This window comes from Janibacter sp. A1S7, assembly GCF_037198315.1.
GTDB lineage: Bacteria > Actinomycetota > Actinomycetes > Actinomycetales > Dermatophilaceae > Janibacter > Janibacter alittae.
The window spans coordinates 754262-773459 of the sequence record NZ_CP144913.1 but is presented as its reverse complement, the minus strand read 5'-3'; the positions used below and the strand labels follow the sequence as shown (position 1 = coordinate 773459).

Sequence of the window (19198 nt, the reverse complement as noted above, 5' to 3'; positions counted from 1 at the left end):
CGGGAGAGTCCTATGGAAGATCCCACGCACGAGCCGGCCGCGACGGCCGAGGACGACGCGACGCGTACGAAGGTCCGGAAGGGCGCGCTCCTGGGCGCCATGTTCCTCATGGCCACCAGCGCCGTCGGGCCCGGCTTCATCACCCAGACGACGGTCTTCACCGCCCAGCTGGGCGCGGCCTTCGCCTTCGCGATCCTCATCTCCATCCTCGTCGACATCGCCGTGCAGCTGAACGTCTGGCGCGTCATCGGCGTCTCCGGCATGCGAGCGCAGGACCTGGCCAACAAGGTCGTCCCCGGCTTCGGCTACGTGCTCGCAGCCCTGGTCGTCTTCGGCGGCCTCGTCTTCAACATCGGCAACATCGGTGGGACGGGCCTGGGCGCCAACGCGATGCTCGGCACCGACGCCAAGATCGGTGGAGCCATCTCGGCGCTCATCGCCATCGCCATCTTCATCAGCAAACGTGCCGGCGTCGCCATGGACCGCATCGTCGTCGTCCTCGGCTTCCTGCTGATCGCGATGGTCGCCTATGCAGCCGTGGCCACGGACCCACCGTACGCAGAGGCGCTGCGTCAGACGGTGCTGCCGGACGAGGTCAGCTTCCTGATCATCACCACCCTCATCGGCGGCACCGTCGGCGGCTACATCACCTACGCCGGTGCCCACCGCATCGTCGACTCCGGCATCACCGGTCCGGAGCGCATCCGTGAGATCACCAGAGGCTCCGTGATCGGCATCATCGTCACGGGTCTCGTGCGGTGGCTGCTCTTCATCGCGATCCTCGGCGTCGTCGTCGGTGGCGTGCAACTTGCCGGTGTCGACAACCCGCCGGCGACCGCCTTCGAGGCCGCCCTGGGCGAGGTCGGCCTACGCGTCTTCGGCGTGATCCTGTGGGCGGCCAGCATCACGAGCGTCATCGGCGCCTCGTACACCTCGGTGTCCTTCCTGACCACCTTCCACGACAGGATCCACCGGCACCGTCAGTGGGCCGTCGTCGGCTTCATCGTCGTCTCCGGGGCGATCTACCTCTCGCTCGAACAGGCACCGGCCACGCTGCTGATCCTCGCCGGCGCCCTCAACGGCCTGATCCTGCCGGTCGGCTTCGGCATCCTCCTCTGGATCGCCCTGCGGCGTGCCGACCTGCTGGGTGGGTACACGTACCCCAGGTGGCTGGCCTATCTCGGTGTGGTCATCTGGGTCCTGACCGTCTACCTCGGCTGGGAGTCCCTCGGTGGCATCGCCGACCTCTGGAAGTAAGGAGCGCCATGACCCTGCAGATCGATCTCAACGCTGACCTCGGCGAGGGCTTCGGCCAGTGGAAGTTGGGTGACGACGACGCCCTGCTCGACATCGTCACCAGCGTCAACGTCGCGTGCGGTTTCCACGCCGGCGACCCCAGCGTGCTGCGTCGCGTCTGCGACCTGGCCGCCGAGCGCGGGGTCTCCATCGGCGCCCAGGTCGGCTACCGCGATCTGGCCGGCTTCGGTCGACGCTTCATCGACATGGACCCCGACGAGCTCACCCAGGACGTGCTGTACCAGATCGGTGCGCTCGAGGCCTTCGCCCGAGTCGCCGGGACACGGGTGCGCTACATCAAACCCCATGGCGCCCTGTACAACGCGATCGTCCACCACGAGGAGCAGGCCGCCGCGGTCGTCGCGGCCGTCACGGACTATGACCGTTCCCTCCCCGTCCTGGGGTTGCCCGGCTCGGCATGGCTGAGGCACGCCCAGGAGGCCGGGTTGCAGACCGTCCAGGAGGCCTTCGCCGACCGCAACTACACACCGGAGGGCACGCTGGTCTCCCGCCGCGACGCCGACGCCGTGCTGCACGACCCCGAGATGATCGCGCAGCGGTGCGTCAGCATCGCCACGACCGGCCGACTGACCTCCATCGACGGAACCGAGGTGTCCGCCGCGGCCGGATCGTTGTGCGTCCACGGAGACACCGACGGCGCTGTCGAGGTCGCCCGTAGGGTGCGCGCCGCCCTGGACGAGGGGGGCATCAGCGTCCGACCCTTCGCCGAGGCGGGGCAGCCCCGGTGAGGCTCCTGCCCTGCGGCGACGTCGGCCTGCTCGTCGAGGTGGCCGACCTCGACGAGGTGCTCGCGCTGTACGCCGAGCTCGAGGATCTGCGCCCCGAGGGTGTCGTCGACATGGTCCCGGCGGCACGCACGTTGCTGCTGACGATCGATCCGGCCATCACCACCCCCACAACAGTGGCAACGGTCGTGCGAGGCGCCACCCCGCGTCCCGGCACCCGCCCCCACGCCGGGGAGATCGAGGTACCGGTCACCTACGACGGCCCCGACCTGGCCGAGGTCGCCTCCCTGACCGGGATGAGCGAGCGCGAGGTCGTCGCCGTCCACACCGAGCAGGAGTGGACGGTGGCGTTCTGCGGCTTCGCCCCCGGCTTCGGCTACATGGTGTGCTCCGACGAGCGGCTCACCGTCCCCCGCCGCAGGGACCCGCGCACCGCGGTCCCACCGGGCTCGGTCGCCGTCGCCGGCGGTTTCAGCAGCGTCTACCCTCGCGAGTCACCCGGCGGTTGGCAACTGATCGGCCGGACGGACGTCGTCGCGTGGGACCTCACCCGGGACCCACCCGCCCTCTTCTCCCCCGGTGTGCGGGTGCGATTCGTGGAGGCGAGATGAGGCAGCTGGAGATGATCGCCACGGGGGCGCTCGCCACCATCCAGGACGAAGGGAGGCCGGGCCTGGCGGGCCTGGGCGTCGGGGTCAGCGGCGCGGCCGACCTGCGCAGCCTGCGGCTGGCCAACCGACTCGTCGGCAACCAGCCGGGTGCCGCAGGGGTGGAGGTGACCTTCGGTGGTCTCGCCTTCCGTTCCCGCGACGACATCGACATCGCCCTGACCGGTGCGCCGACCCCAGCGACGGTCGGCGGCGTCCCCGTCGGCCTCAACGCTCCCGTCCGCGTCCCGGGCGGCGCCGAGGTGCGTCTGTCCACTCCCGACGCCGGCGTGCGGACCTACCTCGCCGTGCGCGGGGGGATCGACGTGCCCGCAGACCTGGGCTCGCGGGCGACCGACGTGATGTCCGGCATCGGTCCGGCGGTCCTCACCCCCGGCACCGCGCTGCGGGTCGGGGACCAGTCCCTGGCCTGGCCCGGGGTCGACGTGGCCGCGGTGCCCGCCCCCATCGGCGGTGACCTCGACCTGCGCGTCGTGCCCGGGCCGCGTCAGGACTGGTTCGTCGACGACGCGCTCGAGGTGCTCAGCTCGGGGTACTACGAGGTGAGTGCCGACAGCAACCGGGTGGGGATGCGGTTGACCGGCCCTGTGCTGCAGCGCTCCCGTGACGAGGAGCTGCCGAGCGAAGGGGTCGTCCGCGGCTCGCTGCAGGTACCACCGACCGGGCAACCGACCCTCTTCCTCGCCGACCACCCGGTCACCGGCGGCTACCCCGTCATCGGTGTCGTGCTGTCGGCAGACGTCGACCTCGCCGCCCAGGCACAACCCGGGCAGCGTCTGCGGCTGCGCCCGACCAAGGAGTGACGGCCATGAGCGATGCACCGGCCCGGCTGACGCCGCGTCAGGCGCGAGCCTGGTTCCGCGAGGGGCTGCAGACCCCGACCTCGGGGTGGAGCGTGGGCTGGACGCAGGCCAACCTGATCGCGGTCCCGCGCGACCTGGCCTACGACGTGCTGCTCTTCGCGCAGCGCAACCCTGCCGCCTGCCCCGTCCTCGACGTCACCGAGCCGGGCGAGGTCTCGTGCGGGATCTTCGACGGCGACCTGCGCACCGACCTGCCCGGGTACCGCATGTACGAGCACGGACGGCACCTCGCCGACCGGGTCGACGTGGCCGACGTGTGGCGTGAGGACCTCGTGGCCTTCCTCATCGGGTGCAGCTTCACCTTCGAGGCGGCCCTGGTCGAGGCAGGAGTTGGCCTGCGGCACGCGGACAACGGCACCAACGTCGCGATGTACCGGACCGACCGGGAGTGCCGCCCGGCCGGGTCGCTGCACGGTCCCCTCGTGGTGTCCATGCGCCCGGTGCCCGCTGCCCTCGTCCCGACGGCGGTGCGGGTGACCTCCCGCTACCCGGCGGTGCACGGCGCCCCCGTGCACGTGGGCGACCCTGCGGCACTGGGCATCCCGGACCTCTCGCGTCCTGACTTCGGCGACCCGGTCGAGGTGCGCGACGGGGAGCTGCCCGTCTTCTGGGCCTGCGGAGTGACCCCGCAGGCGGCGATCATGGCGTCCGCTCCCCCCTTCGCCATCGGCCACGCGCCCGGGATGATGGCAATCACCGACGCGCGCGACACCGAGCTCGTCATCCCCTGAGACAGGTAGGCCCCACCCGAATCCGGGTGGGGCCTACCTGTCCTCGTCTGCTCGGACGGTCACGGTCCTCATCGGACGCCGAGGTGAGCGGGACGGGGGACCTCCCGCTGCTGGCGCAGCAGGTGCTCCTGGACGTCAGGGACGTACTCCAGCGGCTGGTCGGTGAAGCGCAGCCGGGGCATCTTCAGGTACTTCATGGTGGTTCCTCCTCCCAGGATCTCGCTCAGGCGGGGATCGGGTGCTTTCGGGGACGGCCGCGGGGCCGCTTGCGGGGGATGACGCGGCCGTCGTGGAAGAGCTCGCCGCCCCAGACGCCCCACGGCTCGCGACGCTCGAGGGCGCCTTCGAGGCAGATGGTGCGGAAGGGGCAGTCGCCGCAGAGCTCCTTGGCGTACTCGACGCCTGCGGGGGTCTCGGCGAACCAGATCTCGGGCTCTTCGGCCTGGCACGGGGTCGACGGTCTCGCTCTGGTGGTCATGATCGTCACGTCGGGGCCTCCTTGGTGAACGCGTGGCGGGTGCTGGTCAGCGGTGGGGCACGACAAAGGCCGCGGATCCCGGGTGTGGGATGCCGCGGCCTGACGAAGAGGACCGAGAGGTTCGTCGTCTAGACGAAAGGTCCAGCAGGGCGCGGATCCGACACGAAGGCAGCGGTCGGCTCGATGCCGCGGATGCGGTCACGAACGGACACGACGCCGGCGGTACCACCGAGGACGTGATCGGTGGCGCTCGCGAGGGCAGCGTCGAATGCCGTGGTGATCATCGTGATGTTCTCCATGACTCCTGCCCTCCTCTCGTGCGGTGCGCTCCTCAGGAGCGTGGGACGCTCCCGACTGACAGAAAACAACCTAGAGCACATCGTGGGCGTGCGCCACCGGTTTAATCGCCGCCCGACTTCTCCGCCGAGAACGTCCCGAACTGAGCGCCGCCTCACGAGTTTCTCGGGTGACCCGACAATCCACTGCCGCACCGGAGTCCGGAACTCACGCGAGCCGGGCGGAACGCGTGCTCAGGCCTCGGGCTCGCCGACGGCGGCCTCGGCCACCTCGTCCGGATCGGCACCGCCGATGACGGCGAGCACCTGATCGGCGTAGAGCGTCAGCTTGCGGGGGCCGACGCCACTGATCGCGGCGAGCTCGCGCTGGCCGGCGGGCTCGGCCTCGGCGATCGCCTCGAGCGTGGCGTCGGTGAAGACGACGAAGGCGGGCACGGATGCCGCCTTGGAAATCGTCAGCCGCCAGGAGCGCAGCCGCTCGAAGGTCGCCTCGTCGTAGGTCGGCGGACAACTCGGGCACCGACCGGAGGCCCGCTCCTTGGCGGTGGCCAGTTCGGTGCCGCACCCCTTGCACACCCGCGGACGCGAGGATGTGGGCTTGCGGGAACCGCGTGAGCCGGAGGCGCGCTTCGGCGTCGACCGAGCGCCCTCACCGAGGATCCCCGACGCCTGGTCGAGGAAGCGCGTGACCCGCCGCGTCCCCTTCGCCCCGGGAGTGCGGGCCCGTGACCACGAGAGGTGCAGCACCTCGCGGGCCCGGGTGACGCCGACGTACATCAGGCGCCGCTCCTCCTCGATCTCGTCCGGCCCGTCGGCCATCATGATCGGCAGCAACCCGTCGGAGCAGCCGGCGAGGAAGACGACGTCCCACTCCAGACCCTTCGCCGCGTGCAGGGAGGCGAGAGTGACGCCCTCGACGGCCGGCGCGTGCTGGGCGGCGATCCGCTCGTCGAGGTCGCGCACGAGATCCGGCAACCGCGCCTGCGGGGACGTTGCCTCGAGCCGAGCGGACAGGTCGACGAGCGCCTTGAGCGACTCCCACCGGGCACGGACCGCGCCGCTGCTCGCGGGTGCGTCCTCGTGCCAGCCCATCCCGCCGAGGACATCGGCGACGAGGTGCGGCAGCGGCTTGCTCCCGTCGTCGGTGCGCGCCGCACCGCGCAGCAACAGGACCGCCTCACGCACCTCCTTGCGGGAGAAGAAGCGCTCGCCTCCCTTGACGAGATAGGGCACGTCGGCATCGGTGAGCGCTGCCTCGAGCGCCTCGGACTGGCCGTTGGTGCGGAAGAGGACGGCGATCTCGCGCAACGGGCGGCCCTGGGCCACGAGCTTGGTGATCCGGTCGGCGACCCACCCCGCCTCGGCCGGGTCGTCGTCGAGGACGGTCAGCTCCGGCTGCGGACCGGCATCGCGCTGCGCGACGAGCTCGACCGCGCCACCACGGCGCTGACCGGAGGGGCCGGTGAGCAGCTTGTTGGCGAGCGCGAGGACCTGTGGGGTCGAGCGGTAGTTGCGCACGAGGCGCACGCTGGCCGCCCCCGGGTGGGTCTCGGTGAAGCGCAAAAGGTGCTGCGGCGTCGCCCCGGTGAAGGAGTAGATCGTCTGGGCTGGGTCGCCGACGACGCAGATGTCCCCACGGTCGCCGAGCCACAGGTCGAGCAGCCGCTGCTGGAGGGCGTTGACGTCCTGGTACTCGTCGACGACGAAGTGCCGGTACTGGTTGCGTACCGTCTGGGCGATGTCGCCGCGCTCCTCGAGGATGCCCACCGTGAGCAGGAGCACGTCCTCGAAGTCGATGACCCCGCGCTCGCCCTTGACGTCCTCGTAGGCGGAGATCAGTCGCGCCATGGCCGTGAGGTCCATGCCCGGGGGCTCGCGCCCGGCCCGACGCGCAGCGGCCGGGTAGGTCTCCGGGGTGAGCAGCGAGACCTTGGACCACTCGATCTCGGCAGCGACGTCGCGCAGCTCGCTCCGGTTCAGCCGCATGCCGACCCGGCCGGCGGCCTCACCGACGGCCGGCGCCTTGTGGCCGAGGATCTCGGGGGCTGCCCCACCGATCGCCTGCGGCCAGAAGTAGTGCAGCTGCCGGAGGGCGGCGGAGTGGAAGGTGCGCGCCTGCACCCCGACGACACCCAGCTCACGCAACCGGGTGCGCATCTCCCCTGCGGCGCGGGCGGTGAACGTCACGGCGAGCACACGCTGGGACTGGTAGGCACCGGCCCGCACGCCGTAGGCGATGCGATGGGTGATCGCCCGGGTCTTGCCCGTCCCCGCACCCGCGAGTACCACCATCGGCCCGCTCGGGTTGACGGCGACCTCGCGCTGCTCGGGGTCGAGGGCATCGAGGATGTCGTCTGCGGTGTGGTCGGCCGGAAGGATCACCGTTGCACTCTCTCATCAGCCCATGACGGCGTCGGGAGGACCATCGTCCGGCCACCCGCACCGGGCTCCTCGGGCGCGATCCGGACCCTCCGGCACCGCGTCTTCACCCACTCGACATGAGGCGACCCGGCACGCGGTGCTGTTCGATGGAAGCCCATCCACCCAACCCGTGAGGCGATGCCCGTGATCTCGTGGTCGACATCCTTCCTGGTCCGTCAGCAGGTGCGGGAGAGCCTGTGGGTGGTCCCGCTCCTGGGGGCGATCGCGGGCGTGTTGCTGACCCAGGGCAGCCTCTGGCTGGAGACGAGGATCTCCCTGCCGGAGGCGTGGACGTATTCGGAGAGCACGGCGAGCAGCGTGCTGGCCGCCATCGCCGGCGCGATGGTGGCGCTGATCTCGTTGGTGGTGACGATCGGGGTCCTCGTCGTGCAGATGGCCACGAGCGCCCTGTCCGCACGGTTCATGCGGCTGTGGTACCGCGATCGTGTGCAGAAGATGGCCCTGGCTGCGTTCACCGCGACGTTCACCTTCGCCTATGCGCTGCTCCGGAAGGTGGAAACCGATTCGGTGCCCAGCCTCGGTGTCACGTTGGCAGGGGCATGGGTGACCGCCGACCTGATCATCCTGCTGATCTACCTCAACAGGTTCGCGCACATGCTGCGACCCGTGGCCGTCGGCGCGAGCATGGCCGCAGCCGGTCTGGCGCTCGTCGACGCGTGGGAGAGGGAGCCTCCGGCCCCGGCATCGTTCCCGCACCCGGGTGACACCGGTGTCGAGCCGGACCTGCGAGTGCGCGCGCTCCGCTCGGGGGCCCTGCAGGCCGTGAACGCGGAGGGGATCGTCAAACGGGCCGGGCAGCGGGACCTCGTCTGCGTGCTGCCGCACACCATGGGCAGCTTCGTGACCGCCGGGGACGTCCTGCTGGAGGTCTACGGACCCGTCAGCACGCGGGACGCACGGGCGCTCCGGGGGATGATCGCGCTGGGTCAGGAACGCACGCTCGACCAGGACCCGGGGTTCGCGCTGCGGATCCTCGTCGACATCGCGATCCGGGCGCTGTCGCCCGCCGTCAACGACCCAGATGATCAACTACATCGGCACCCTGCTCAGCGGTATCGGGACCAGCGCCCCGACGTGGCGGGACTCGTGGTTCGACGCTGACGGCCGGGGGCGCCTGCTGGTCATGACACGCACCTGGGAGGACTTCCTGCGCCTCGGCGTCAGCGAGGTACGCAGCTACGGCATCACCTCGGCACAGACCACCCGACGGTTGCGGGCGATGCTCGTGGACCTGGAGCACGATGTAGCGCCGGAACGCCGCTTCGCCGTGGTTCGCCAGCGGGTGATCCTCGACCGGATGGTCACGAGCGCCATCCCGGACCCGGAGGAGCGCGCCTTCGCTCTGGGCACCGACCACCAGGGAATCGGTGGCTCGTCCCACACCGAGGGGACGTCCCGGGTCGCACGAAACCCCTGACGAGCACCGTCCGGCGTGGACACGGAGCGACTGCTCGCCGCCGACGACCCGTACGAAGACCTGCCGCTGTGCGGATCCGAGGGTCGTCGCTGCGCGCTGCCCTCGGGTCCCGGCCCTCACCCGAGGTCGTCGAGCCGGCGTCCGAGCCACCCTTCGACGAGGCGGGCCGCGATGGAGAGCCGTCCAGCCGCCTTGACGCGTCCGTCCGCGACCTCCGTCCGGAACTCCTCCCGGGTGAACCACCGTGCCTCGGCGATCTCGTCGGGCTGGCAGGTCACGTCCGTCGTGGTGGCGCGGGCCCGGCACCCGAGCATCAGCGAGGCGGGGAAGGGCCAGGGCTGGTCCGCGACGAACTCGATGTCGGTCACCTCCACCGCGGTCTCCTCGAAGACCTCCCGGGCGACGGCAGCGGCGATGGTCTCCCCCGGCTCGACGAAGCCGGCGAGCACCGAGAAACGCCCCTCCGGCCAGCCGACATTGCGGCCGAGCAGCAGCCGGTCCTGCTCGTCGGTGACGGCGACGATCACGGCTGGGTCGGTGCGCGGGTAGTGCTCGGACCCGTCGTGCGGGCACCGGCGCACCCACCCGCCCATGACGATCTGCGTCGCGGCACCGCAGCGCGGGCAGTAGCGGTGGCGGGCGTGCCAGTTGCTCAGCCCGAGTGCCGCGGCGAAGAGGGAGGCATCGTCAGCGGACAGCTCGGTCGCGACCTCTCGCAGCCCGACGAAGGGGGCGGCGTCCAGTCGCTCCTCCCGGTCCACCGGTGGTCCCGGCGTCTCCGGGTGGCACGCGGCGAGGTGAGCGACTCCGTCGAGGCGACCGAGGTAGAGCAGGAGCGAGTCGGCGTCGGCCGGCTCCGGCGGGCGCCGCAGCAGGGCGCCGTCGAGGCGTTGGGAGGCGCGGCCTCCACGCAGCTCGACCACCCGGGTCGCGGGGTCGGCCAGCAACGTCGCGAGCAGGTCCGGGTCGGACCGCGACGGGGCATCACGGTCGATGTCCGAGGTGGTCATCGGCAGGTCGCGCAACGGTTGGTGGTCCACGTCACCACCCTACGGAGCACAGGTGCGTCCCGCCCCGACGGGCGTTGCTCCCGCGATCCGGGCACTTCCCCTCGTACGGTGGTGGCCGTGACCTCTCGTGGACCGTTGACCCTCGCTGCGTTGGCCAGCGCCGCCGTGCCCGGCCTCGACCCCGACACGGTCCAGGGCGTCGTGGCCTCCGGGCCGGCCGATGCCTTCGAGGTCGCCTTCATCCAGGACCGGGAGCACCGTCGCTGGGCGATCCGCTGCCCGCGCACCCCCGCCGCCTCGGCACAGCTCGAGCGCTCGGCAGCGCTGCTGGCCGTGCTCGCCCGCCGCCTGACGATGCCGGTACCGGCGGTCAAGGGGTGGGTGGCACTTCCCGAAGGGGGCCGTGCCGCCGTCCACTCCTACCTCACCGGACGCCTGGTCGGCCTCGAGGGCATCGAGCCGGGGTCTGCTCTGGCCCGTGGCCTGGGGCGGGCCCTGGCCCACCTGCACAACCTCGACCCCAGCCTGTACGAGGAGGCCGGGGTGCCGGTCTACGACGCGGCCGGGTACCGCTCGCGTCGCCTGGCCGAGCTGGATCGGGCCGCCGCCACCGGTCGGGTGCCCACCGGGTTGCTGGGCCGCTGGGAGCGAGTGCTCGACGACGAGACGCTGTGGACCTTCACGAGCACCCCGACGCATGGCGACCTGTCCACCGGGACGATCCTCGCGACCCCGGACGACGGCGAGGGGCCGGACGTCAAGGCCTTCCTCGGCTGGGAGTCCGCCCAGGTGGCTGACCCCGCCGACGACATCGCGCCGCTGCTGGCCGCCCTGGACGCGCAGGCCTTCGACACCGTGATGGAGGCCTACGCCCACACGCGCGTCGAGCGTCCCGACCGCCACCTGCTCCGCCGGGCCGAGATCATCGGTGAGATGCAGCTCGTGCGCACGATGATGTCGCTCGTCGGCGGGGGCGACGACGCGGGCGCCGAGGCGGCTGCCGCCCAGCTGCGTCGCCTCGACGAGCGGACCGCCCGCGAGGACGACGAGGCGGCCCGAGCCCAGGACCGGGCCGCGAAGGAGGCCGGAGCCACCGCCACGACTGCCGCCTCGACCTCCGCGCCATCCGGCCCGTGGGGCGACTCGACCGGTGCCGCGAGTGCCTCGACCGACACCCAGCCCGTCGGCATCCGCACGAGCGCGGGCTCGTCGCCGGACTCCGCCGAGGTTCGTGATGCCTCTGCCGGGACGGGCGAGGACGAGGAGGACGACGTCGTGCAGGTCGAGCACCCGTCGCAGGTGACCCGGGTGGCACCCGTTGCCGACGACGAGCCGGACGTGAGCGAGTCGGGACCCACCGAGTCGGACACCGCCGACCCGAGCGATCAGGACACCGCCGACCCGAGCGATCAGGACACCGCCGGCCCGAGCGATCAAGGCACCGTGGAGTCGCCCACCGATTCGGGGCCGAGGGCTGCCCGTGACGCCGCAGACAGCGATCCCGACGGCACTGCTCCGCCGACGGCCTCCCCCACGAGCCGGGCCCGTGGCGACGACCACGAGACCGCCGAGATCGTCGCGATCAACGACGATGGCGGCGACGACGTCCTCCCTCCCTCCCCGCGACCTCGGCGCTGAACCACCCCGGCCACGGACGTGGGCGGCGGGTCTGCCCCCTTCGTCGGGCGGAGATGACCGTCGCCCCGTCGTCAGGTGACCGCCGCACCGAGGAACCGGACGATCGCGTCCTCGTCGAGCATCTCGGGTCGGGTCGTCTCCCCCGTGGCCGCGTAGAAGAACGCGCCGTGCACCCGACCGGGGTCGATCCCCCGCCAGCGGGCGTAGGCGATCCGGTAGGCCGACAGCTGGACGGCACGCACGACGCCCTCCTGGCCGGTGGGCGGACGACCCGTCTTCCAGTCCACGACGGTCACCTCCCCGTCCTCATCCGCGAAGACGGCGTCGACGCGACCGCGGATCGCGTGGCCACCGATGATCGTCTCGAGGGAGAGCTCGACGTCGAGCGGCACCCGCTCGGCCCACTCGCTGGCGAGGAACTGCGCCTGCATGCGCGCGAGGTCGGCGTCGCCGCGGTTCTCGTCGGCGCTGCCGGGCATCTCGAGGATGTCGACCAGCCCGGCACGCGCGTAGTGCTCCTCCACCCAGGCGTGGAAGGCCGTTCCGCGGCGGCCGGTGACCTGCGGAGGCTGCGGCATCGGTCGACGCAGATCGAGCGCGAAGGCCTCCGGGTCCCGCGCGAGCGAGACCAGCTGCGAGGTCGACAGGTGTGCCGGCAGCTCGACGTGGGCGTCCTCCCCGCGAGCTCGGCGACGCCGCTCGCGCTCCTCGAGCAGGATCCGCATCTGCTCGTCGAGCGGATCCGCCCCGAGGTCCACTTGGGTCTCCGATCCCATCCCGTCCGCGGCCGCGGCCAGGTGCGGATGCTCGGGAGCCTGCTCGTCGACCGGCCACATGACCTGGCGAGCGACCTCGAGCGCAGGGTTGCGCACGTCCTTGGTCTCCGGCATCTCGGCCCAGTCGAGGGTCTCCACGACGCCGGTGGTGCGCATCTCGTCGAGGAAGCGGGAGGGCAGCCGGGGCTGCTGCCCGGTCGCGCCCCACACCCATGATCCGAGCAGCAGCTGGCTCCGCGCCCGCGTGCAGGCGACATAGGCCAGGCGTCGCTCCTCGAGCAGCCCGTGCTCGCCGCCCGCGGCGCGATAGCGTTTGAGCTCCTCCTGCAGTGGCTTGGTCTCGCCGAGCGACAGATCGAGGTGTGGCAGCCCGTCGCGGTCACCTCGCAGGGGATAGGGGACCCCGTCGAGACCGGAGATCCAACCCGACTCGTTGACCTGCCCGAGGGTCCACGTGCCCTCCTTGAAGGAGGACCGCGAGGCGTGTGCGGGGAAGACTCCCTCGGAGAGGCCGGGGACGGCGACGACGTCCCACTCGAGCCCCTTGGCGGCGTGGCAGGTGAGGATCTGGACGGCGTCCTTCGTCGGCTCGACGACCGGCGCCTCGAGGCCCCGCTCCTGCTCGACGGCCGCCTCGATCCAGTCGATGAAGCCACCGAGGGTCGGTCGATCCGCGCTGGCGGCGAACTGCGCCGCGACATCGGCGAAGGCGTCGAGGTGGGCCCGGGCGGCCGCAGGCGACCAGCCGGGACGGGAGAGGACCTCGACGTCGACGCCCAGCTCACGCTCGGCCTCGCCGACGAGATCGGGCAACGGCATGCCGGCCCCCCGGCGCAGGCGGGAGACCATCGCGCCGATGTGCTGCAGCCGTTGCAGTGCGGCGGCCGAGATCGACTGCCCCGACTCCCCCAACCAGCCCGGCTCGGGCAGCTGGTCCAGGGCATCGACGATCGTCACGACGTCGTCCGGTCCCGGCGGCACTCCTGCGTCGGCGGCGCCGGCCTCGCAGGAGCCGGCGACGGCCTGCTTCCCGAGGTGCCTGGCCCACGCGCCGAACCCGTCGAGGTCGGCCGGGCCGAGCAGCCCCGGGGCGCCGGTGAGCAGCCGCATCAGCCGGTCACCGCGTGCCGGGTCCTGCACGATGGTCAGCAGGGAGATGACGTCGGCCACCTCGGGAGTAAGGAGCAGTCCACCGAGGCCGACGACCTCGTGCGGGATGTTGCGCACCGCGAGCGCCTCGGCGATGAGGGTGAACTGGCTCCGCTTGCGGCACAGGACCGCCGCGCTGCGGCGGGAGGCGCCCCCGTCGCCGGCGCCCCGCCGGATCTGGATCCAGTCCGCGACCTGCCCGGCCTCGTCGTGGGCGGTCTCGGCCCGCACCGCCTGGACCTGCCCGCGTCCGGCGCCCGGACGAGGACGCAAGGAGGTCACCGGGACGCCGCTCGTCGCGCCCAGGGGACCGGCGACGACATTGGCCACCTCGAGGATCGTCTCGTCGTTGCGCCAGCTGGTCGACAGGTGCCTGACCGGCGCCTGCGCCCCGGTCGTCGCGAAGAACCTCGGGAAGTTCTCCAGGGTCGTGGCGCTCGCCCCGCGCCAGGCGTAGATCGACTGGTGCGGGTCGCCGACCGCCGTGACCGCGGCCGGCGTCCCCTCGGCCGGGGCGAAGAGCTCGCGCATGAGCACCAGCTGGGCCTCCGAGGTGTCCTGGAACTCGTCGAGCAGGATGACCCGGAAGCGGTCCCGCTCGGCCTGACCGATGTCGGGGAAGCGCGAGGCCAACGCCGCAGCGAGCGCCATCTGGTCGGCGAAGTCCATCACGGACCGCTCGCGCTTGATCTGGCGGTAGCGCTCGACGATCGGCAGGATGAGCCGCTGCTCGGCCATCGGGGTGAGGACCTTGCCGCGGTAGTCCTTGGTGAAGTCCTTGTCCGAGGCGGCGACGCCCTCGAGGTGGGCGAGCGCGCGTCGGGCGAAGTCCTCGATGTCCTGGGGCGTGCACAGGTGCTCGGCCATCTCGCCGGCCAGCGAGATGATCGCGTTGGTCACCGTCGACTCGACCTTGTCGATCTCCTCCATGGGCCCGTCCCAGGCCAGGACCACCTCGTGGGCGAGCTGCCAGCTCGCGGCTTCCGACAGGAGGCGGGAGTCCTTCTCGTAGCCGAGCCGCAGGGCGCCCTCGCGCACGAGACGACCGGCGTAGGAGTGGTACGTCGAGATCGTCGGCGTCCCCCCGAGAGCGTCGGCCTCAACCCCCTGCGGAGGTGTCCACACCCCGGTCTGCTCCAGGGTCGCCAGGCGCCGCACGACCCGCTCGGCGAGCTCGCCCGCCGCCTTGCGCGTGAAGGTCAGCCCGAGGACCTCCTCGGGCGCGACGAGATCGTTGGCCACGAGCCAGACGACTCGAGCGGTCATGGTCTCGGTCTTGCCCGAGCCGGCACCCGCGACGACGAGCAGCGGCTCGAGCGGGGCCTCGATGATCTCGCGCTGCTCGTGAGTCGGTGGGTGCTCCTGCCCCAGCGCGCGTGCGAGCTCGACTGCTCCGATCCTCGGTGACCGGGTCATCGCAACCGCCCCCCTTCGTCATGGGCCGGGCAGGAGGAGCGGACCGGGCAGATCCGGCACCGCGCCTCCTCCGGCTGGGCGGCGAAGGTGGCCGCGGCCATCCCGTCGGCCGTCCCGGTGATCAGGTCGTGGAAGTGCCGCGGCTCGTCGGCGTCGCTGATCGGCGTCTGCTCCTGCACGGCGTTCGAGTCGTTGCGGGCCTTGCCCAGGTGGACGAGGGCCGCGCCGGCGCCCCGCGTCCCGTGCTCGCGGAAGCCGCCTTCGCTGATCGCCACCTGGTAGGCGCCCAGCTGCGGGTGCTCGGCCAGGTCCTTGGCCGTGGGCGCGGACGAGCCGGTCTTGTAGTCGACGACCCGCACGCGTGCGTCGGCGTCCACCTCGAGCCGGTCGACATTGCCGCGTAGCACCGCACGGCCCAGCTCCACGCGGAAGCTCTCCTCCGTCGCGACCGGTCGCCACCCCTCGTTCGCTGCCCTCAGGTGGTACTGCGCCAGCCAATGCGCCATCCTGCGCGCCCGCTGGAGCTTCTGGTCCGTGACCCACCCGGGTGCCATGCCCAGGGACGGCCACCGCCGCTCGAGCTCCGCCTGGAAGGCATCCTCGCCTGCATCGCCGAGATCGTGGGCGATGGCGTGGATCAGGGTGCCGACCTCCGCCGAGGGTGAGCTGGGGCCCTCGCCCCCCGAGGACTGCAGCAGCCAGCGCAGGCCGCACTCGGAGAAGAGCGCCACCCTGGACGGGCTGACCCCGACCGGCTCGTCGTGGCCACGGACGGCCCGGGTGTCGCTGAGCTCCCGCAACGCCCACCAGGACGAAGGGGAGGCACCGGGCACACCCGCCGCGGCCAGGTGGGCCAGTCGGGCGACTGCCCGGGCCACGGCCGCCTCGTCCTGCGACGAGAGCTGTTGACGCAGCTGCGCGACGAGACCGGTGAGATCGAGCGGTGCCGGGACGTCGCTCGGCGCGCGCCGGACGCCGTCGTCCGGCAGGGGGTCGACGAGGTCGAGGTAGACCGAGGGTTGCTCGTCCTCCGCAGCGACCGCGGTGACGAGGACCCGCTCGGTGGCCCGGGTCAGGGCGACGTGGAAGAGCCGGGTCTCGTCGTGGCGGACGGCCGCAGCCGCCCCCGCACCGGTACCGTCCCGGCCGGTGACGACGTCGACGAGCCTCTCCGAGCCGAGGAGGGAGCCCCGCAGGCGCAGGTCGGGCCAGACGCCCTCCTGCACGCCGGCGACGACGACGGTGTGCCACTCGTGGCCGGCAGCCGTCTGCGGGGTCACCAGGGCCACCGCATCGGGGTCGGGGCTGCGCGCGGCCAGGGAGTCCGCGGCGACGGACTGACCGGCGACCGCGTCGAGGAAGGCATCGGGTCCCGAGGCCGGCAGGGCGTCCTGGTGGGCGGCCGCGGCGTCGAAGAGCGCCACGACGGCGTCGAGCGCCCGGTCGGCACGCGCGCCCGCCGCGCCACCCGCGAGCGCGGTCGCACGCCACGCATCGGCGACGCCGGCGGCCTGCCAGAGGTGCCAGAGCACCGACTCGGCGGAGACCCCCTTCGCCCAGCCCGGACCGTCCTCGGCGGTCACGGCCACAGCCCGTCCGGCGGCGAGGACGGTGGCCAGCCGGTACAGCGGCGCGGCGTCGTCGCCGAGGTGGGCCACGCGGTCGGGGTCGAGGGCCAGGGCACCCAGGAGCTCGTCGCTCGTCCGGGTGCCCTCCGCCGAGAGCTCCTCGCGACGCAGCACCCGACGCAACCGGCGTACGGCCACGGTGTCGGCGCCGATCAGCGGGCTGGTCAGCAGGTCGGTGACGTCGGTGACCGGGACCGCCTCGAGCTGCTCGCGGGCGAGGGCGACGACGATCCCGAGCAGCTGGATCAGTGGTCGGGCCGCGGGCTCGTCGCGCACCGGCACCCGGTGGGCATCACCCTGGACGGGCACCCCACGCGCGGCCAGCACCCGACGCAGTGTGGACTGGCGGGCAGCGCCCCGAACGATGACCGCCATCTCCTGCCAGGGGATGCCCTCCAGCAGGTGTGCTGCACGCAGCTCGTGGGCGATGAAGGCCGCCTCCTGCGCGCCGGAGTGCAACACGTGGGCGGCCACGGCCCCGGCACGGTCCGTCGGGGTGGAGTGACGCTGGGTCCCCCCGCCGAGTGCCGCGATCTTGGGGGTGACCCGGGACGCGGCGGCGTGCACGGACTCGGGCAGGCGGTGCCCACGGCCGAGGACGAGCGTGCGGCCCTCCCGGCCCGGCCAGTCGCCGACGAGGTGATGCGGGTCCGCGCCACGGAAGCCCTGCACCGTCGCGTCGGGGTCGCCGATGAGCACGAGGTCGACTCCCCCACCCGTGAGGACGCGCAGCAGCCGTGCGGCAGGGGCGGTCAACTCCTGGGCGTCGTCGACGACGACGGCAGCGATGCCGGCGCGCACACGATCGCGGGCCTCGCGGTCGACCTCGAGCAGCTCGGCGGCTGCTGTCAGCACCCAGGCGGGGTCGAAGGCCCCGGGACGGGACAGGGCGGTCACCTCGTCGTACTCACGGGCCACCTGCGCGGCGGCCACCCACTCGGGCCGCTCGTGGGCGACGCCGAGCGCCGCGAGCTCGTCGGGGTCCACCCCGTGCTCGATGGCGCGCATGAGCAGGTCACGCAGCTCCTCGCGGAAACCGCGGGTCGGCAGCGCGAGCCCGAGGTCATCGGGCCAGTCCGGACCCGTCCCGGCCTCCGTGTGGCCGGCGAGGAGCTCGCCGAGGACCACGTCCTGCTCCGCGCCGGAGAGCAACCGGGGCGCCGGCTGACCATGGAGTGCTGCCTGCTGTCGCAGCACCGCGAAACCGAGGGACTGCATCGTGCGGGCCAACGGCTCGGTGGTCGCCCCGGTGAGTCCGGCGGTCACCGCGTCACGGGCCGCCGCGGCACCCAGCCGGGTCGCCGAGACGAGGAGGACCTCCTCAGGGGCACACTCCCCCTTCGCGATCCGGTCGAGCACGGCGGCGACGGCCACGCTCGTCCTGCCCGTCCCCGGGCCGCCGAGCACACGCACCAGGTCGCCGCGGGCGGCGACGGCCGCTGCCTGGTCCTCGTCGAGATGCACGGCGCCCCCCGTCTCGCCGCTGACGGGAGCACGAAGCTGCACGGTCGGGATCTGCACTGCCACGGGCCCATCCCACCACCGGTCACCGACAACGGTGCACCGGGGAGACGGCTTCGGGGTTGTCCGTACTCCTAGGTAGGATCATGTGACTCGTACCACTGCGAGTTGCCCACGCCTGGAGGAAACGCATCATGAGCCCGACCGCACCCGGCACCCGAGTCCAGAGGATGCCGCGTGCCCAGCGCCGCGCACAGCTGCTCGACGCCGCACTCGACGTCTTCGTCTCCAAGGGATACCACTCGGCCGCGATGGAGGACATCGCCGACGAGGCCGGCGTCTCCAAGCCGGTGCTCTACCAGCACTTCCCGGGCAAGCTCGACCTGTACCTCGCGCTGCTGGACGCCCAGTGCGACCACCTCGAGGCCCTCGTCCTCGAGGCGCTGGAGTCGAGCAACGAGCACGAGGAGCGGGTCTACGCGACGGTGCGGGCCTTCTTCGCCTTCGTCGCGGACGAGGGCGGCGCCTTCCGGCTGATCTACGAGTCGGACCTGACCAACGAGCCGCAGGTGCGCCACCGCATCGACGCCCTCGAGGCCCAGCTCGGCGACGCGATCGCCCAGCGGATCATGCAGGACACGACCCTGCCGCGCGAGCTCGCCGAGATGCTCGGGCTGGCGATGGCCGGCGCCGCGCAGGTCATGGCCCGCACCTGGCTGGCCCATGGCACCGCGTTCTCCCAGGAGGTGGCCGCCCAGGCGGCCGGCCACCTGGCCTGGCGAGGCATCGGCTCCTTCCCCATCAACCGCATGGGTGGCGACCCCGAGCCGGGCAGCCACCCGAGCAAGTGACACCATGGCAGGCACAGCCAGCCCCACAACCCAAGGAGTGACCGTGGAGGTCAAGATCGGCGTGCAGAACGTCGCCCGCGAGCTCGTCCTGGACGCGAGCGGCACCGAGGACGAGATCGAGACCGCCGTGCGGTCCGCGCTCGACGGCGGCGCTCTCGTGCTCACCGACGACAGGGGCCGCCGCGTCATGGTCCCGGCCGGTTCGCTCGGCTACGTCGAGGTCGGCGAGCCCAGCCGCGGGCGGGTGGGCTTCGGCGCCTGAGTCCCGCCCCCCGGGGGGGCTCGTCGAGCCCGTCGGTCGCCTTCCTGAGTGTCACAACTTGCGCCACTTC

At 72.3% G+C, this 19198-nt stretch carries 17 protein-coding genes; 10 read left to right on the top strand and 7 right to left on the bottom strand.

The genetic code is table 11. The features are described from left to right. Window positions 1-12: 12 nt before the first annotated feature. The 5 genes from V1351_RS03820 to V1351_RS03800 are packed head-to-tail and all read left to right on the top strand — an operon-like array spanning window position 13 to window position 4304. A complete protein-coding gene (locus V1351_RS03820; protein WP_338750870.1) occupies window positions 13-1257 on the top strand; it encodes an NRAMP family divalent metal transporter in 1245 nt (414 codons plus the stop codon). An 8-nt stretch (window positions 1258-1265) separates the two neighbouring features. Beyond that, entirely contained in the window at window positions 1266-2045 is a 780-nt protein-coding gene (locus tag V1351_RS03815) for a LamB/YcsF family protein (RefSeq protein ID WP_338750869.1), read from the top strand. Further along, entirely contained in the window at window positions 2042-2653 is a 612-nt protein-coding gene (locus V1351_RS03810) for a 5-oxoprolinase subunit B family protein (RefSeq protein ID WP_338750867.1), read from the top strand. The genes V1351_RS03815 and V1351_RS03810 overlap by 4 nt, the downstream gene beginning before the upstream one ends. Continuing rightward, on the top strand, window positions 2650-3513 hold the full coding sequence (locus V1351_RS03805; protein ID WP_338750865.1) for a biotin-dependent carboxyltransferase family protein: 864 nt from the start codon (window positions 2650-2652) through the stop codon (window positions 3511-3513). Before V1351_RS03810 ends, V1351_RS03805 begins: the two co-directional genes overlap by 4 nt. Window positions 3514-3518: 5 nt before the next feature. Then, window positions 3519-4304 (top strand): putative hydro-lyase, encoded by a 786-nt coding sequence (locus V1351_RS03800; protein ID WP_338750863.1) that lies wholly within the window; start codon window positions 3519-3521, stop codon window positions 4302-4304. 68 nt (window positions 4305-4372) lie between these two features. Here the strand turns inward: V1351_RS03800 and V1351_RS03795 are convergent, their stop codons facing one another. From V1351_RS03795 to V1351_RS03780, 4 genes are all read right to left on the bottom strand, one after another. Next, window positions 4373-4501: a hypothetical protein gene (locus V1351_RS03795; protein WP_338750861.1), complete on the bottom strand. Its 129-nt coding sequence runs from the start codon at window positions 4499-4501 to the stop codon at window positions 4373-4375. A gap of 26 nt (window positions 4502-4527) precedes the next feature. After that, complete coding sequence (locus V1351_RS03790) at window positions 4528-4782, bottom strand: WhiB family transcriptional regulator (RefSeq protein ID WP_338752449.1); 255 nt, start codon at window positions 4780-4782, stop codon at window positions 4528-4530. Window positions 4783-4910: 128 nt separating this feature from the next. After that, on the bottom strand, window positions 4911-5081 hold the full coding sequence (locus V1351_RS03785; protein WP_338750859.1) for a hypothetical protein: 171 nt from the start codon (window positions 5079-5081) through the stop codon (window positions 4911-4913). Window positions 5082-5312: 231 nt separating this feature from the next. Beyond that, window positions 5313-7460 carry an ATP-dependent DNA helicase UvrD2 gene (locus tag V1351_RS03780; protein ID WP_338750857.1) on the bottom strand — a complete coding sequence of 716 codons (2148 nt, stop codon included), beginning with the start codon at window positions 7458-7460 and terminating at the stop codon, window positions 5313-5315. 177 nt (window positions 7461-7637) lie between these two features. On the opposite strand from V1351_RS03780, the gene V1351_RS03775 reads away from it, so the two are divergent. Both V1351_RS03775 and V1351_RS03770 read left to right on the top strand, forming a co-directional pair. Beyond that, window positions 7638-8621: a DUF2254 family protein gene (locus V1351_RS03775; protein ID WP_338750855.1), complete on the top strand. Its 984-nt coding sequence runs from the start codon at window positions 7638-7640 to the stop codon at window positions 8619-8621. Then, window positions 8542-8937 carry a hypothetical protein gene (locus tag V1351_RS03770; protein ID WP_338752583.1) on the top strand — a complete coding sequence of 132 codons (396 nt, stop codon included), beginning with the start codon at window positions 8542-8544 and terminating at the stop codon, window positions 8935-8937. Before V1351_RS03775 ends, V1351_RS03770 begins: the two co-directional genes overlap by 80 nt. Window positions 8938-9053: 116 nt before the next feature. Here V1351_RS03770 and nudC read toward each other — a convergent pair whose 3' ends face one another. Continuing rightward, window positions 9054-9977: an NAD(+) diphosphatase gene (gene nudC, locus V1351_RS03765; RefSeq protein WP_338750853.1), complete on the bottom strand. Its 924-nt coding sequence runs from the start codon at window positions 9975-9977 to the stop codon at window positions 9054-9056. A gap of 87 nt (window positions 9978-10064) precedes the next feature. Between nudC and V1351_RS03760 the strand changes: the two genes are divergently transcribed. Next, a complete protein-coding gene (locus V1351_RS03760; RefSeq protein ID WP_338750851.1) occupies window positions 10065-11585 on the top strand; it encodes a phosphotransferase in 1521 nt (506 codons plus the stop codon). A gap of 71 nt (window positions 11586-11656) precedes the next feature. On the opposite strand, the gene V1351_RS03755 is transcribed toward V1351_RS03760, so the two are convergent. Further along, window positions 11657-14926 (bottom strand): ATP-dependent helicase, encoded by a 3270-nt coding sequence (locus tag V1351_RS03755; protein WP_338750849.1) that lies wholly within the window; start codon window positions 14924-14926, stop codon window positions 11657-11659. After that, window positions 14923-18081, bottom strand: a complete 3159-nt coding sequence (locus tag V1351_RS03750; protein ID WP_338750847.1) for an ATP-dependent helicase — start codon at window positions 18079-18081, stop codon at window positions 14923-14925. Before V1351_RS03750 ends, V1351_RS03755 begins: the two co-directional genes overlap by 4 nt. Before the next feature lie 128 nt (window positions 18082-18209). Here V1351_RS03750 and V1351_RS03745 point away from each other — a divergent pair, with 128 nt between their 5' ends. Both V1351_RS03745 and V1351_RS03740 read left to right on the top strand, forming a co-directional pair. After that, a complete protein-coding gene (locus V1351_RS03745; protein ID WP_338750845.1) occupies window positions 18210-18866 on the top strand; it encodes a TetR/AcrR family transcriptional regulator in 657 nt (218 codons plus the stop codon). 43 nt (window positions 18867-18909) lie between these two features. Further along, window positions 18910-19128 carry a DUF3107 domain-containing protein gene (locus V1351_RS03740; RefSeq protein WP_338750843.1) on the top strand — a complete coding sequence of 73 codons (219 nt, stop codon included), beginning with the start codon at window positions 18910-18912 and terminating at the stop codon, window positions 19126-19128. Window positions 19129-19198 lie beyond the last annotated feature (70 nt).